This is a genomic window from Pedobacter frigidisoli (assembly GCF_004331675.1).
GTDB classification, from domain to species: Bacteria; Bacteroidota; Bacteroidia; order Sphingobacteriales; family Sphingobacteriaceae; genus Pedobacter; species Pedobacter frigidisoli.
The window spans coordinates 249,967-266,035 of the sequence record NZ_SJSN01000006.1 but is presented as its reverse complement, the minus strand read 5'-3'; the positions used below and the strand labels follow the sequence as shown (position 1 = coordinate 266,035).

Here is a 16,069-nt window from a genome sequence, read left to right as displayed (position 1 = left end):
TAAAGAGATATCATGCCGATAGAAATTGTAGAAAAGGAACATATAAGTTATTTAAATATCATCAATGCAAAAGAAGACCACACTTTAGAATTAAAAACCAAACTCAATGAAGCTCAAAGACTTGGAAATGAATTTAAATCTAAAGCTGTTATCACTTTTAATACAACAATAGGTCCGAAACGTGTTGATACTACAGTTTGGGCGGTTACCGAGAAATACATCCAACTCAAGAATAATATCCATATTCCAATTAAAAGTTTAATAGATATCGATTTTTAGGTTGCCTTTTAAGGAAATAAATCATCCCGCATTTATTTAACCTTAGCCTAAAAATTAATGAGTACGCTCCATAAAATCGCTTTAACTTTTATCAAATCTATTGGTCCGGTAAATGCCAAAAACTTGCTGGCTTACTGTGGAAGTGCTGAAAATGTTTTTTCGGCCACTAAAAATCAGCTGCTCCAAATTCCTGGTATTGGTGCGAAAACCGTAGAAGCTATTCTTACTACTGATGCCTTAAAAAGAGCGGCAGAAGAGCTGAAATTTACAGAAAAGCATGGTATCGAGGTGCTGTTTTTCTCTGATGATAATTATCCAAAGCGGCTAAAAAACTGTTTTGATTCTCCCATTTTACTGTATTTTAAGGGCAATGCCGATTTAAATCATCCTCGAATAATCAGTATTGTAGGTACTCGTAATGCAACCGAATATGGTAAAAATCTCTGTAAGCAACTTTGCGAAGTTTTAGCACCTTATAATGTTATAATTGTAAGTGGCTTGGCTTACGGAATAGATGTTACGACACATAAGGAATGCATTGCCAATGATATTTCTACGGTTGGTGTTTTAGGCCATGGCTTAGATAGGTTATATCCGCAGATACATAAATCGGTTTCTCAAAAGATGGTTTTAAATGGCGGTTTACTTTCAGAGTTTCCAACTTTAACCAATCCCGACAGACAAAATTTTCCTCAACGAAATCGAATTATTGCCGGCATTGCCGATGCTACAATTGTTGTGGAGGCATCCATTAAAGGTGGTGCCTTAATCACGGCAGAAATTGCCAATTCTTACAACAAAGATGTTTATGCTTTCCCTGGCAGAACAAATGATGTTTTTTCTGAGGGTTGCAATTTTCTAATCAAAACAAATAGGGCGGGGCTGATTAACAACGCAAACGATTTAATTTACTATCTCGGCTGGGATGATGAAGTAAAAGAGAAGAAAAAGCAGGCTCAAACTACGTTGCACTTAAACCTTACTGCTAATGAACAAAAAGTTGTTGATGCATTGCAAAACGGTCAGCTTTCTATTGATGAGCTCTGTATCGCATTAAATATTCAGCAAAGCAAACTGGCGATTGTAATTCTAACTTTAGAAATGCAAGGAATTACTGTTTCATTACCAGGCAAGGTTTATAAACTTGCGTAAAAGGAATAGTTTGGCCGCAGATTCGCAGATTTTTATACTGTCGTCATGCTGAATTCATCTCAGCATCTTATTAATTGTAATTTATTTAGAAGTTATAATTGATTTTTAATCTGCTAATCTGCGACTCATCTAAAACCAATATTGCATTTCACCCAATAATCAATCTATAATACCTATCATTATTGTAGATTAAGCAATAAAATTCTATTAAATTTTAATTTTCGAAATTATGTTTCAAATAAAATATAGTTTATAAAATACTTAATGCCTTTGCTTAATTTTGGTGCATGTGGTACAATAATATTTTAGAAACCATTGGTAATACACCATTGGTAAAATTAAATACGATTACAAAAGGTGTTCCTGGAACAATTTTAGCGAAAATAGAAACAACTAATCCTGGCAACTCAATTAAAGACCGCATGGCGATTAAAATGATTGATGATGCAGAGAAGAGTGGTAAATTAAAACCAGGCGGAACTATTATCGAGGGAACATCAGGAAATACTGGAATGGGCTTAGCAATGGCCGCTATCATCAAAGGATACAAATGTATTTTTACCACTACTGATAAACAATCAAAAGAAAAGGTTGATGCTTTACGTGCTTTTGGCGCTGAAGTTATTGTTTGTCCGACGAACGTTGAGCCTGAAGACCCACGTTCTTATTATTCAGTTTCATCACGTTTAGAGCGTGAAGTTCCTAATTCTTGGAAACCCAACCAATATGATAATTTAGCCAATTCACAGGCACATTACGAATCAACCGGTCCTGAAATTTGGGAACAAACCGAGGGTAAAATTACACATTTGGTTGTAGGTGTGGGTACAGGCGGCACAATCTCAGGAACAGGTAAATATTTGAAAGAGAAAAATCCGAATATCCAAATTTGGGGAATTGATACTTACGGTTCGGTTTTCAAAAAATACAAGGAAACTGGAATTTTTGATAAGGATGAAATTTATCCATACATCACTGAGGGAATTGGAGAGGATTTCTTGCCAGCTAACGTAAATTTTGATGTTATTGATTTATTTGAGAAAGTAACAGATAAAGATGCTGCTTTAATGACCCGTGATATCGCCCGTAAAGAGGGTATTTTCGTTGGGAACTCTGCCGGTGCAGCAATTGGTGGTTTAATTCAATTGAAAGACAAATTAAAACCAGAAGATGTAGTTGTGGTTATTTTCCACGACCACGGAAGCCGTTACATGGGGAAAATGTACAACGAAGATTGGTTGCGTGAACGCGGATTCTTACAAGATGAAAAACTTACAGCAAAATCAATTTTGGCTAAAAAAGAAGCGACAGAAATTGTAACGCTTGATGCAACCAAATCTGTCTTGGAGGCCATCAATACTATCAAATCGATGAATATTTCTCAGATTCCGGTAACGCAACAAGGAATGATTGTAGGTAAAATCGCCGAAAGCGATATCCTTACAGCTTTACTCGAAAACCCAGGTTTGAAATCTGCACCGATTTCAGAAATCATGACCGCCACTTTTCCTTTTGTTGATTTGAATACTTCGATTGATAAAATTTCTTCATTAATCAATAAAGAAAATTCTGCTGTTTTAGTTGAAGATGAATCAGGAAAAATTGAAATTATTACACAGTATGATATTATAAACGCGATATCGGGGTAAGGATGTAAGATGGAATATGTGTGATGGATGATGGGTTGAGTCTTTACTAAAACGGTCGTCATTGCGAGGTACGAAGCAATCTCTTTTGTATGTCGCTATTTTCAACCCATAGCATTAAGATTGCTTCGTGCCTCGCAAAGACGAAAAGCCATAAAAAACGCCCGAGTAATTTCTTACTCGGGCGTTTCTATGTCATGCTATTTTTGCTTTAGCCTTTAATCTTTCAGCTTTCCGCTCAAACTAATGGCTTGGCGCATCAGCATTTACACGCTTAATTTGCGCACCTAAAGCACGTAAACGCGTATCAATATCCTGGTAGCCACGCTCAATCTGTTCGATGTTGTAAATCGTCGATTTACCCTCTGCAGAAAGTGCGGCAATTAATAATGAAACACCCGCTCTAATATCTGGAGAAGTCATACTGATACCACGAAGTTTGTATTTTTTATCAATTCCGTTGACAGTAGCACGGTGCGGGTCGCAAAGAATAATTTGAGCGCCCATATCAATCAATTTATCCACGAAGAATAAACGACTCTCGAACATTTTCTGGTGGATTAAAACGTTTCCTTTTGCTTGTGTTGCCACAACCAAAACGATACTCAATAAATCGGGCGTAAATCCCGGCCAAGGTGAATCGGCTATGGTTAATATCGAACCATCGATAAAAGTATCAATTTCGTAATGCTTTTGCGATGGTACATAAATGTCATCGCCTCTGCGCTCTAATTTAATACCTAACTTTTTGAAAACCTCTGGAATTACACCAAGTTCATCGTAACAAACATTTTTAATCGTTATTTCAGACTCCGTCATAGCCGCCATGCCAATGAAAGAGCCAATCTCAATCATATCAGGCAACATTCTGTGTTCCGTTCCGCCTAAAACTTTAACGCCCTCAATGGTTAATAAGTTAGAACCGATACCCGAAATTTTTGCGCCCATGAGATTAAGCATTTTGCAAAGTTGCTGTAAATAAGGTTCGCAAGCGGCATTGTAAATCGTTGTTGTTCCTTTAGCCAAAACAGCAGCCATTACAATATTAGCCGTTCCCGTTACCGATGCTTCATCTAACAGAATATAAGCACCTTTTAAATCGGTAGCATCAACATTAAAGAACGCTTTTTTGCTATCGTAAACGAATTTTGCACCTAACTTTTCGAAACCGATAAAGTGCGTATCCAATCTTCTGCGACCGATTTTATCGCCACCTGGCTTAGGAATCGCAGCTCTGCCAAAACGTGCCAACAGCGGACCAACAATCATAATCGAACCACGTAAACCGCCACCTTTGGCTTTAAAAGTTTCCGATTCAAAAAAGTTTAAATCGATATTTTTAGCCTCAAAAGTGTAGGTATCCTTATTAATGCGCTCTACAGTAACGCCCAAATCGCCCAATAATTCAATCAGTTTATTTACATCCTTAATATCCGGAATATTGCTGATGGTTATTTTCTCTTCGGTAAGCAATACAGCCGATAAAATCTGTAATGCCTCGTTTTTGGCGCCTTGAGGAGTAATTTCGCCTTTTAATTTAATTCCGCCTGTTATTTCAAATGCGTTCATATATTTTTTTAAGTTAAGTGTCAGTCTGAGTTTATCGAAGACAGTGTTTCGACAGGCTCAACATGACAATTAAAAATTATTAGTATTTAGGTTTGTTATTATTATTTGGCCTGCGGTTATTATTATTATTATTGTTGTTTTGACGATTCTTGCCGTTATTATTCGTGTTGCTGCCAGTTCTACCGCGGTTATTGTTGTTGTTCTGGCGTGGATTTGGCGCCCTAAATTCTACTTTTGCAAGGTTCACGCCCTCATCAAGAGATAGCAGTCCGCCAGATAAATATTTTAAATCTTTAATAATCGTATCATCACTCACATTATCCTTATTCCAGGTAACGTAAGCCATTTTCATAAAGTTTGCAATACCTTGAACCATCGCTTTTTTCTGCTCGGGGTTTTGCTCACCCATCGCTTTTTCAATCAAATTCTCAACCGTTTTACCATAATGTTTGTAGGTAATTCGTTGTTGAGGATAAGCTAAAGGTTCCGGTTTGATGTAAGCATTTTCTATCAAAGGTTTCGGATACGGACTATCCACATCAATCTGGTAACCAGAAATAATGTGTAAATGGTCCCAAAGTTTATGCTTGAAATCGGCAACATCACGTAAATGTGGCTGCAAAAATCCCATCAGGTCAATAACCGCCTGGGCATATTTATTACGTTCTTCAATGGTGGGCAATTCGCAAATATACTTCACCATATTCTGAACGTTGCGGCCATATTCCGATAAAATCAAATGGCTACGCGTAGTATTATAATCAAAATTCATGTACAGATAATTTAATGGATAAATCTTCCGGCGATACGAATTATGAAATAACCAAAGGAGATGAGGTTATGAATTCACCGAAATGTCTATTGCCGGACTTTCGTTATTTATAGTTCAAAGATAACAAAATATTACGATTCTAATATTTTTATCGATTCTGTTATATTTTTTATTTTTTGGAAAACAGCGTTCAGTAATTCTTTTGATTTTTCAGCCCTGCTATCCCTTCAAGTTTTTAAACTTCTGTCATTCTGAGGAACGAAGAATCTGTTTCATCGGTTGCAGTTGCCTCGTTCCTCAGCATGACAATGTTATTTGAGGTCACTGCTAAAAAAGCTTTTCGTTCTATCAGGTTTAGTTAACAAAAGGAATGTGCTTTTAGGGTTAAACTACCCCCTTTAATTCCCCCGCCAGCGGGGGAGACACGGTGCAAAACCTGCATGTTTTAAATGTGGAGATTGTTGTAGGCACGATGCTATCCCCCTTTGGAGCGGGCAGGGGGAGGATTTTTGTCCAACAAGTGCCACGCCTTATAGCAACCTAAATCTCATCACTATTCTTAGGATAATCAAAAAACACCAATTCCCCGGTTCCGCGGCTAACCATTTTCCACGAATCAAATGGGAAATTCATTAACACCATTCCTGCAGTTGGAATATTATAAACGTCAGCATCACTTAACTCATTGGCGAAATCAGTAAAACCTGGATTATGACCAAACATAATTACAGTGTCAGCAGCATCGTCCAAGCTGTTAACCACTTTCAACAGCGTATTAGTATCAGCCTCGTAAATAGATTCCTCGTAATTAATATCATCAACTTGATAAGCCTCAGCGAAAAACTTTGCCGTAGATTTTGCTCGCTTTGCCGGACTGCTCAACATCAAATCGAATTTGAAGCCTCTGTTCACCAAGCGTTCTGCCATTTCGGGTGCATTTTCTTTACCACGTTTGTTTAATGGTCGGTCGAAATCTTTTAAATCTATATTTCCCCAGTCCGATTTCCCGTGACGAACCAATAGTAACTGCTTAGCCATTTAGTTTTTCTTTAATTTTATTTACAATCGTTTCAGGATTAATCAAATCCATACAACTCTCAACACCGCACAAGCAGGGTTTGTTTCCATAAATGGAATTTGGCCGGGTGGGATGGTTGATTTGAATGCAATCACTTTCCAACTGACCATAACCCAAGAAACCAGCGTAGGGATGTGTCGGGCCCCAAACTGACACTACAGGGACGCCAACTAAGGAGGCCATGTGCATGCCTGAAGAATCCATACTCAACATTAAATCGAGGTTCGAAATAATGGCGAGTTCTTCGGTCAGGTTAAAATTTCCGATTAAATTATGAGTATCGGGATAAGCTTTAGCCCATTTTTCAGCTGTTGCCCGTTCAGTTTTTCCTCCGCCGAAAATGAAAAGTTCGTAACCCAACAGGCTTAATTCAGAAATGACTTTTTCCATTTTTTCTGATGGATATATTTTATAAATATGCTGTGCAAAAGGAGAGATACCCACTTTTTTAGCCAACTTGTTTTGGAATAAATTTTCAGCTTTAGCAGGAATTTTTTGTGGAGATTTCTTCAGCTTATGACTTAATTCAACATCAAATCCCAATTCTCTAAACACATCGGCGTAACGCTCAACCGTTTGGCGTAAGGGTTTAAAAATTTTATTTACGGCACGGGTTAGCGCTTTTTTATCGGCTCTGCCTTTATCTATTCTTTTCATTTTTAGTCCCGTTAGGCGAAAGAAAGTGGAGATTGCCCTACTTCGTAAATTATCATGCAAGTCTGCAATTGCAGTGGGTTTATATTTTCTAAGTTCTTGGTAAAGCCTATACAAGCCATCTATGCCTTTGTGAGTGGTTTTGGGTTGAATGGAATGAAAAGTCAGGTTATCTATTCCATCAAAAAATGGTTTAAATGCCTCCCGACTAACCATTACAATTTCCACCGATGGATTTTGCGCAGAAAATTCTCTTAAAACAGAAGCAACCATTGCCACATCGCCCATGGCCGAAAAGCGCAAAACGATAATTTTTTCTGTTGATGACATGGCTTTTTGAATCACTCGTCATTGCGAGGCACGAAGCAATCTTAAAGCTATGGGTTAAATAGCGAATTTGTAGGATTGCTTCGTGCCTCGCAATGACGACTTGTGGAGTTACGCTTTATTATACAATACCGGATTTAAACTCGGGTCGTTATACATTTTCATTTGTTTATACACTTTCATGTATTTCTTGCCGGCCTCAATATCAGCCAATAATTCATTTATGCTGGTTGATAAATCATTGCGTTGAGATAACAATACATTAAGCTTGGTTTGGCATTGCTCACGGTGTTCGGAAGATGCAGTTTTGCGTTCAGCCTCTTCCTGCATGTGGTAAATTTTCAAAGCCAAGATAGAGAGTCTGTCAATTGCCCAAGCCGGACTTTCCGTATTGATTTTCGCATCAGGCAAAGCAGAAATTCCCTGGTAGAGATTCAAGAAGTAACCATCTATAAATTCTACCATATCGGTACGAATCTGGTTTTGTGCATCAATGCGTCGTTTCCAACTCAAACCCTCAATCGGGTCGATTTGCGGATTGCGGACAACATCTTCCATGTGCCATTGAGCGGTATCAATCCAGTTTTTAACATAAAACAGATGCTCTAAACTTTCAGCATCGTAAGGGTTTTCAACCGGTTGGTCGATATCATCAAACTTGTGATAGTCTGTAATTACTTGGTTAAATATGCGGTTGGCAATTTCACTTATCATGGGGTAAAGTTATGTATAATTTGTTTTTTAGCCGCAGATTCGCAGATTTTCATTGATGAACTTAATATTATTTCGATTTAGTATTCTCCTAAAATTAATCTGCGAATCTGCGGCTAACCTTTTTTCTTGTTAAAATACTCCGTTATCTCTTCCAAAGAAAAAGCATTTAAACACTTATCGGCGCTTAAGCCACCTTTACGGGCCACTAATATTCCAAATCGCATATCATGGAAACCCTCTGTTCGGTGTGCATCGGGATTTACCGATAGCAAAACACCTTTTTCCAATGCATAACGGTGCCAACGCCAATCTAAATCCAAACGTAACGGATTTGCATTGATTTCGATAACCACATTATTGGAAGCACAGGCATCGATAATTTTTTTATAATCAATCGGGTAGCCTGCTCGGCTTAACAATAAGCGCCCGGTTGGATGCCCCAAAATTGTGGTGTAGGGATTTTCAATCGCTTTAAGCAGGCGGGCAGTGGCTTTAGTCTCATCCATACGCAGATTACTATGTACAGATGCGACAACGAAATCGAATGTTTTTAGTATATCATCCGAATAATCTAAAGAACCATCACTTAAAATATCACTCTCAATTCCTTTGAAAATCTTAAAAGGTGCCAGTTTTTTGTTCAATTCATCAATTTCTCGATGTTGCCCGAAAACACGTTGTTCATTTAATCCTTTAGCATAAACGGCAGTTTTTGAGTGGTCGCAAATTCCGAAATACTGCATGTTTAAAGTATCCTTACAATAAACAGCCATTTGTTCGAGAGTATGAACGCCATCGCTCCAGGTAGAGTGGTTGTGTAAACTGCCTTTTAAATCATTGTATGCGATTAGTGTTGGGAGTTTATTCGCCTTGGCCAATTCGATTTCATCAAAATCCTCACGAAGTTCGGGTTCTATAAAAGCTAATCCAGCTTTGCTGTAAATTTCCTCTTCATTTGCAAAAGGGCCATTTCCAGCTAATTGCAATACCTTTTCTACATGTTCGGCGTTTCCAGTTTGCTTAAACCATTGCAGGTAAAAATCAGCTTTATCAACCACGAAAATTTTAACTCTTAAACCAGCACTAGTTGTGGTAATAAAAGCATCTACACCAGCAATTAATGAAAGTGGCTCAAACGATTCCAAACTGGCAAGTACTTGTTCCAAATGCTCAGTACCGATAACAAACTCTAACTCATCGATGATTTCGCAAGCACGGCGATATTGACCTGCGAAACCTAATGATGAATGGCTGCCGAACCTTACCAACCATTCTGAGAGTTGTGTATGTAATGTATTCGCAAATCCCTCTACTTGTGCGTATAAAAATCTTCCGTTTGCCGCCAATTTAAATTCGATGGCATTTTTAATTTCCTCTTGGGTTTTTAAGCCAAAACCTTTCGCCTCAATTAACCGATTTTCGTTACAGGCATAATATAGTTCGCCAATGCTCTCTATACCCAGTGTTCGCCAAATAATCAATATTTTCTTCGGACCAATTCCCTTAATCCCGAGCATATCCACAACGCCCTCTGGTGTTTGCTGAATAATATCATTCAATTCTTTAAGTTCGCCAGTTTGTAGTAGCTCTATTATTTTACCTGCCAATCCTTTACCTATTCCATCAATTTTATCTATATCTTCAATAGGCTTATCCTTTAGTGCAAAAGGCAATTTATCAACCTTAAAATAGGCGTTTGCTATCGATTTTATTTTGAAAGGATTCTCTTCATGCAATTCCATTAATTGCGATAGGAGACGTAAAGTGCGGGCGATGGTTTTATTTTCCATAAGCTGTAAAATTAGAAAATAATGCCTTAAAACCTTAGGGTGATATATTTTTTCAAACAGAATTTGTAATGAGCTGTTCTACAGCAATGAAATCTACAAAACTTATCCTATTGGGATTGTGCATAAGCTTTGCGGCTTGTCAGTCATCTCAAAATGCTGAACATAAAACGGATTCGATTGCAAGTATCGAATCGGGGCCTGGCAAAATTGTTGATGAACGTTTTCTTGTTGTTCCAGGTCGCTCGGTGGGGGAGATTTCTCTTGGCGAGGATGTAGAAAATGTAGGGAAATTATTGGGTAGGCCAAATGCTGGAGATGCGGCCATGGGAAAAGCTTGGGGTATTTGGTACAGCAATGATTCTACTGGTGGAATGAGAAATGAGATCGCCATTTATTCTTCTTATCGGGATACCAGCATGCGCATGAAAGATGTAAAGCAAATTCGAATTACCTCAGATAAATTTAAGACTCAAGATGGATTTACCACAGGAAAGAGCATAGCTGATACCAAACTTAAATTTCCTGCTGTGGAAAAAGTGTCGACCTACCTTAACGAAAATAAGGATACTGTTCTTGTTTATGATGCCCAGAAAGATGGTATTGGTTTTGAGTTTCTTAAAGGTAAAAGTATTTCTGTAACCGTTCATCCGATGAATAAATCGGTTAATGCGACATATTTAACATTGCATCCAGAATGGAAGTTGATTGAGTAAAAGGGGGAGGATCTTACTTCAAATTTTTCATTGCAAAGCTGGATAAGGACGAGCGTAAGCGCTTTTCTGTGTTCTCTGTGAAATCTCTGTTTCCTTTGTGATTAATCTTTTTGGAGTGAAGTATTTTTATTTAGAGATACGGGAAACCGTAAGGTTAAACATTGCCTGTAATCTATCTTTACGGCAATGTGAAACAAACAAAAAATTAGATAATGTTTTTTAAATCTTTTCTTTTAAAATATTAAGTATTCAAGCTAATCAGCAAATTAAACAAAACCTTAAAATGCTTATGCCGATGCTTAAACTGCCAACTGAAATTTATTAGCTTTGCGAAACAAAATTCTAAACTCTTTACATTCTAAACTCTTCGTTAAAATCACAAATAGATAAAATTTGGGAAACCTTTTGGTCTGGAGGAATTTCTAACCCCTTAACTGTTATTGAGCAAATTACTTACCTGCTATTTATCAGGCGATTAGATGAATTGCAAATTCTGCAAGATAATAAAGCCAGGATTTTAGGAACACCCACAGATAACCCAATTTATAAGGCCGACGAGCAAAACCTGCGTTGGAGTGTTTTTAAAGATTTAGGTGCCGAAGAAATGTTCGAGCATTTCCGTAAGCTTGATGGTGTTTTCGATTTCATGAAAAATAAAGGTGCCGCAACTGATTCGGTATTTAACCGATATATGAAAGGCGCTACGTTTATGATTCCGACACCGCGTTTGCTGCAATTGGTGGTCGATTTATTATCGGCAGTTGATATGAACGACCGTGACACCAAGGGCGATGTTTACGAATATTTGCTAAGCAAAATTGCTACTGCAGGCACCAACGGACAGTTCCGTACACCACGCCACATTATCCGTATGATGGTGGAAATGACCCAGCCCACCATTGAAGATACCATCTGCGACCCATCGGCAGGTTCATCTGGTTTCTTGGTAAAAGCTGCTGAATATGTATTGGAGCAAAATCCCGATATCTTAAATAAAGAAGCTACCCGCAAGCGTTACGAGGGCGATATGTTTTTGGGTATGGAATTCGATGCCACCATGATTCGTATCGGTGCCATGAATTTACTGTTACACGGCATAGAACACCCAAAATTAATTGATGTTGATGCTTTGAGCGAGGCCAATAGCGGTTTTAAAGCACAGGCCAGTTTAATTCTGGCTAACCCGCCGTTTAAAGGCTCGTTAGATGCCGAAGCGGTTGATAGCAGTTTAAGCAGCGTGGTCAAAACCACTAAAACCGAATTGCTTTTCTTGGCCTTAATTTTACGCGGCTTAAAAGTTGGCGGCCGTGCTGCGGTAATTGTACCCGATGGTGTTTTATTTGGCAGCAGTAATGCACACAAGCAAATCCGTAAAGAAATTATAGATAACAATCAATTAACGGGCGTAATTAGTATGCCGAGCGGTGTTTTTAAACCTTATGCAGGGGTAAGCACTGCCATTTTGTTTTTTACCAAAACAGGCGCTGGCGGTACCGATAAAGTTTGGTTCTACGATATGAAAGCCGACGGACTCAGTTTAGATGATAAACGCCAGGTAATTAGCGACAACGATATACCCGATGTAGTAAACCGCTGGCATAACCGTACTACTACCATTGAACAAAACCGTAGCCGTACCGAACAAAGTTTCTTGGTACCGCTTGCCGAAATACAAGAAAACAATTACGATTTAAGCATTAACCGCTACAAAGAAGTGGTACACGAAGAAAAAACTTACGATAAACCTGAAACTATTATTAAACAAATTTTGGTTTTAGATGAAGAAAGAACAGCTTTGATGGCTGATTTGAAAACTTTGTTAGCGAAAGAATTGGTATGAATTGGGAGAAAGTGTGGTTAAATGAGGTATCTGAAGTGTCCGCAGGTCAGTCAGCGCCTAAGGACCCATGTTTTACAATAAATGATGGATTACCATTTATTAGAGCAGGTCATCTTTTGGAATTAACTAATGGAAAAGATTTAAGTGAGCTACCAACAATAAACGAGGTAAATGCTAAGGCCTGTAGATTAAAGATTTTGAAAAAGGGAAGTGTTATTTTTGCCAAAAGTGGTATGTCTGCTACGCTTAACAGAATTTATAAATTAGAAGAAGACTCTTTTTATGTAAGTCACCTTGCTTCAGTGACTCCAAATCTGAACTTTTTAGATTCAGCTTATTGTAGTTACTTTTTGTTTTACTTCAACCCATCTCAGTTAATAAAGGATTCAGCCTATCCGAGTATCGGATTAAGTGACATATCTAAAATCGAAATCCCACTCCCTCCATTACCCATTCAAAAGCAAATTGCCGAGATTTTAGATAAGACAGATGTTTTGCGTAAAAAGGATTTAGCACTGCTTAAACATTATGATGCTTTAGCGCAAAGCCTTTTTATTGATATGTTCGGCGACCCCGTAAGAAATGAAAAGGGGTGGAATAATGAAGAGTTAAAAAAGTTATGTTTAAAAATAACAGATGGAACTCATTTTTCTCCACCAAATCATCTATCTGGCAGGCCATATATTACCGCAAAGCATGTAAGAAAAAATTTAGTCGATTTCTATTCTAATCCAACATTTATAAGTGAGGAAGACCATTTAGGGATATATTCAAGATGTAATCCGAAAAAAGATGATGTTTTATATATAAAAGATGGTGCTACAACTGGGGTGGCGGCAGTTAATAATTATGAATTTGAATTTAGTATGCTTTCAAGCTTGGCTCTTATTAAGCCGAATTTACAGTTAATAAACGAGCAGTATCTATGTTATTGGTTGAATAATGAATATGTTAAAGAAAATTACATAAGAAATTATATGGCAGGAGCAGCTATTAGAAGATTCACCCTAGCTAAAATCAATAAGTTTAAAATTTTAGCTCCCCCTATCGCTCTCCAAAACCAATTTGCAGTGCAAATTAAAAACATCGAATTACAAAAAGAAAAGGTTAAGGCGCAGATAAAAGCATCAGAAAACTTGTTTCAGGCTTTGCTGCAGAAAATGTTTAGGTAACATTTTGTCATTCTGAACGCAGTGAAGAATCCCCAAGCGATGAAACGCAAAGCTTTAATAACCCGTAGCCAAAGGGAACAATGCGTTATGCTAACACAGTGCAAATCGGTTGCAGATTTACTTCGTAGCTGCTTCGCGGTCTTCATTCCTCAGAATGACAGCAATATTATAGGTTTGTCATTCTGAATGCTCTGTCATTCTGAACGCAGTGAAGACCTGCGGAGCAAGCATGAGTACCGTTAAAAATACAAGCAGATAATGAATAATCTCTAAGCTACGGAGTACTAAAGAGAATACACAACCGAACCAAATTGGTGGGTTACGTTTGAGCATTGCTAATCGCTTAGGGATTCTTCGCTATGCTCAGAATGACAGCGAGAAATTTAAGTTCATCGCCAATTCGGTTGGGGATTTACTTCGTAGCTGCTTCGCGGTCTTCATTCCTCAGAATGACAGCAATATTATAGGTTTGTCATTCTGAATGCAGTGAAGAATCTCTAATCTACGGAGTACTAAAGAGAATACACCACCGAACCAAATTGGTGGGTTATGTTCGAGCATTGCTAATCGCTTGGGGATTCTTCGCTATGCTCAGAATGACAGCGAGAAATTTAAGAGCTTTGCTAATCGGTTGCAGATTCTTCGCTGTGCTCAGAATGACAGAGAGAGATTTAAGAGCTTGATAATCGGCTGGGGATTCTTCGCTGTGCTCAGAATGACAGAAAGAGATTTAAGAGCTTGCTAATCGGCTGGGGGTTCTTCGCTGTGCTCAGAATGACAGAGAGAAATTTAAGTTCATCGCCAATTCGGTTGGAGATTTACTTCGTAGCTGCTTCGCGGTCTTCATTCCTCAGAATGACAGCAATATTATAAGTTTGTCATTCTGAATGCTCTGTCATTCTGAACGCAGTGAAGAATCTCTAAGCTACGGAGTACTAAAGAGAATACAGCACCGAACCAAATTAGTGGGGTACTTTTGGGCATTGCTAATCGCTTGGGGATTCTTCGCTATGCTCAGAATGACAGCGAGAAATTTAAGTTCATCGCCAATTCGGTTGGGGATTTACTTCGTAGCTGCTTCGCGGTCTTCGTACCTCAGAATGACAGCAATATTATAGGTTTGTCATTCTGAATGCTTTGTCATTCTGAACGCAGTGAAGACCTGCGGAGCAAGCATGAGTACCGTTAAAAATACAAGCAGATAATGAATAATCTCTAAGCTACGGAGTACTAAAGAGAATACACCACCGAACCAAATTGGTGGGTTATGTTCGAGCATTGCTAATCGCTTGGGGATTCTTCGCTATGCTCAGAATGACAGCGAGAAATTTAAGTTCATCGCCAATTCGGTTGGGGATTTACTTCGAAGCTGCTTCGCGGTCTTCATTCCTCAGAATGACAAGATTATGCTATTCAATTAAAATCAGTTACTTTTAATTCTATGAGCCACAATTACTTTGTTTATATACTAACCAATAAAAACAAAACGGTCGTATATACTGGAGTTACAAACGATTTAGAGGTAAGGCTTAAACAACACCTCGAAAATGTTAATAATAAATATGCTTTCACGAAAAAGTACAACTGTTATTACTTGGTTTTTTTTGAAAGATACCAATATATAGAACATGCAATAGAGCGTGAAAAAGAAATAAAAGGTTGGACGAGAGTCAAAAAAAATGCTTTGATTGAAACTGAAAACCCTGATTGGCGATTTATGAATAGCGACATTTATGAGGAATAGCGCCAAGAAATGTTGTCATTCTGAGAACTCTGTCATTCTGAATGCAGTGAAGACCTACGGAGCAAGCATGAGTTGCGTTGCTTGTCATTCTGAACGCAGTGAAGAATCTCTAATCTACGGAGTACTAACGAGAATACACCACCGAACCAAATTAGTGGGGTACTTTTGAGCATTGCTAATCGGTTGGGGATTCTTCGCTATGCTCAGAATGACAGCGAGAAATTTAAGTTCATCGCCAATTCGGTTGGGGATTTACTTCGTAGCTGCTTCGCGGTCTTCGTACCTCAGAATGACAAGATTGTGCTATTCAATTAAAATCAGTTACTTTTAATTCTATGAGCCACAATTACTTTGTTTATATACTAACTAATAAGAACAAAACGGTCGTATATACTGGAGTTACAAACGATTTAGAGGTAAGGCTTAAACAACACCTCGAAAATGATAATAATAAATATGCTTTCACGAAAAAGTACAACTGTTAATACTTGGTTTTTTTTGAAAGATACCAATATATAGAACACGCAATAGAGCGTGAAAAAGAAATAAAGGGTTGGACGAGAGTCAAAAAAAATGCTTTGATTGAAACTGAAAACCCTGATTGGCGATTTATGAATAG

Annotated in this window: 14 protein-coding genes; 8 read left to right on the top strand and 6 right to left on the bottom strand. The window is 38.1% G+C overall.

Going from position 1 to position 16,069, the window contains the following annotated elements; genetic code table 11:
- The first annotated feature begins 12 nt into the window (after positions 1-12).
- The 3 genes from EZ449_RS09605 (at position 13) to EZ449_RS09595 (ending at position 3,080) form a co-directional block, all read left to right on the top strand.
- Complete coding sequence (locus EZ449_RS09605; protein ID WP_131558100.1) at positions 13-279, top strand: hypothetical protein; 267 nt, start codon at positions 13-15, stop codon at positions 277-279.
- A 57-nt stretch (positions 280-336) separates the two neighbouring features.
- Positions 337-1,431 (top strand): DNA-processing protein DprA, encoded by a 1,095-nt coding sequence (gene dprA / locus EZ449_RS09600; RefSeq protein WP_131558098.1) that lies wholly within the window; start codon positions 337-339, stop codon positions 1,429-1,431.
- A gap of 287 nt (positions 1,432-1,718) precedes the next feature.
- The gene (locus tag EZ449_RS09595) at positions 1,719-3,080 is read left to right on the top strand and encodes a pyridoxal-phosphate dependent enzyme (RefSeq protein WP_131558095.1); all 1,362 of its coding nucleotides are present in this window, start codon (positions 1,719-1,721) and stop codon (positions 3,078-3,080) included.
- 240 nt (positions 3,081-3,320) lie between these two features.
- Here EZ449_RS09595 and murA read toward each other — a convergent pair whose 3' ends face one another.
- From murA to EZ449_RS09565, 6 genes are all read right to left on the bottom strand, one after another.
- On the bottom strand, positions 3,321-4,646 hold the full coding sequence (murA, locus tag EZ449_RS09590; RefSeq protein ID WP_131558093.1) for a UDP-N-acetylglucosamine 1-carboxyvinyltransferase: 1,326 nt from the start codon (positions 4,644-4,646) through the stop codon (positions 3,321-3,323).
- Positions 4,647-4,725: 79 nt separating this feature from the next.
- Positions 4,726-5,418: a DUF4290 domain-containing protein gene (locus EZ449_RS09585; RefSeq protein ID WP_131558091.1), complete on the bottom strand. Its 693-nt coding sequence runs from the start codon at positions 5,416-5,418 to the stop codon at positions 4,726-4,728.
- A gap of 540 nt (positions 5,419-5,958) precedes the next feature.
- The gene (locus tag EZ449_RS09580; protein ID WP_131558089.1) at positions 5,959-6,456 is read right to left on the bottom strand and encodes a SixA phosphatase family protein; all 498 of its coding nucleotides are present in this window, start codon (positions 6,454-6,456) and stop codon (positions 5,959-5,961) included.
- A complete protein-coding gene (locus tag EZ449_RS09575; RefSeq protein WP_131558086.1) occupies positions 6,449-7,480 on the bottom strand; it encodes a glycosyltransferase family 9 protein in 1,032 nt (343 codons plus the stop codon). Before EZ449_RS09575 ends, EZ449_RS09580 begins: the two co-directional genes overlap by 8 nt.
- Before the next feature lie 108 nt (positions 7,481-7,588).
- Positions 7,589-8,191 carry a DUF4254 domain-containing protein gene (locus EZ449_RS09570; RefSeq protein WP_131558084.1) on the bottom strand — a complete coding sequence of 201 codons (603 nt, stop codon included), beginning with the start codon at positions 8,189-8,191 and terminating at the stop codon, positions 7,589-7,591.
- Between the two features lie 113 nt (positions 8,192-8,304).
- Positions 8,305-9,981 carry a helix-hairpin-helix domain-containing protein gene (locus EZ449_RS09565; RefSeq protein ID WP_131558082.1) on the bottom strand — a complete coding sequence of 559 codons (1,677 nt, stop codon included), beginning with the start codon at positions 9,979-9,981 and terminating at the stop codon, positions 8,305-8,307.
- A 68-nt stretch (positions 9,982-10,049) separates the two neighbouring features.
- On the opposite strand from EZ449_RS09565, the gene EZ449_RS09560 reads away from it, so the two are divergent.
- The 5 genes from EZ449_RS09560 to EZ449_RS22820 all read left to right on the top strand — a co-directional run bounded on the left by EZ449_RS09560 (position 10,050) and on the right by EZ449_RS22820 (position 15,935).
- The gene (locus EZ449_RS09560; RefSeq protein WP_131558080.1) at positions 10,050-10,694 is read left to right on the top strand and encodes a hypothetical protein; all 645 of its coding nucleotides are present in this window, start codon (positions 10,050-10,052) and stop codon (positions 10,692-10,694) included.
- Between the two features lie 355 nt (positions 10,695-11,049).
- A complete protein-coding gene (locus EZ449_RS09555) occupies positions 11,050-12,534 on the top strand; it encodes a type I restriction-modification system subunit M (protein WP_131558078.1) in 1,485 nt (494 codons plus the stop codon).
- Positions 12,531-13,706: a restriction endonuclease subunit S gene (locus tag EZ449_RS09550; RefSeq protein WP_131558075.1), complete on the top strand. Its 1,176-nt coding sequence runs from the start codon at positions 12,531-12,533 to the stop codon at positions 13,704-13,706. Before EZ449_RS09555 ends, EZ449_RS09550 begins: the two co-directional genes overlap by 4 nt.
- A 1,441-nt stretch (positions 13,707-15,147) precedes the next feature.
- Positions 15,148-15,450: a GIY-YIG nuclease family protein gene (locus EZ449_RS09545; protein WP_131558073.1), complete on the top strand. Its 303-nt coding sequence runs from the start codon at positions 15,148-15,150 to the stop codon at positions 15,448-15,450.
- Between the two features lie 335 nt (positions 15,451-15,785).
- Positions 15,786-15,935, top strand: coding sequence for a GIY-YIG nuclease family protein (locus EZ449_RS22820; protein ID WP_131558071.1), 150 nt, complete (start codon positions 15,786-15,788; stop codon positions 15,933-15,935).
- The last annotated feature ends 134 nt before the right edge of the window (positions 15,936-16,069 follow it).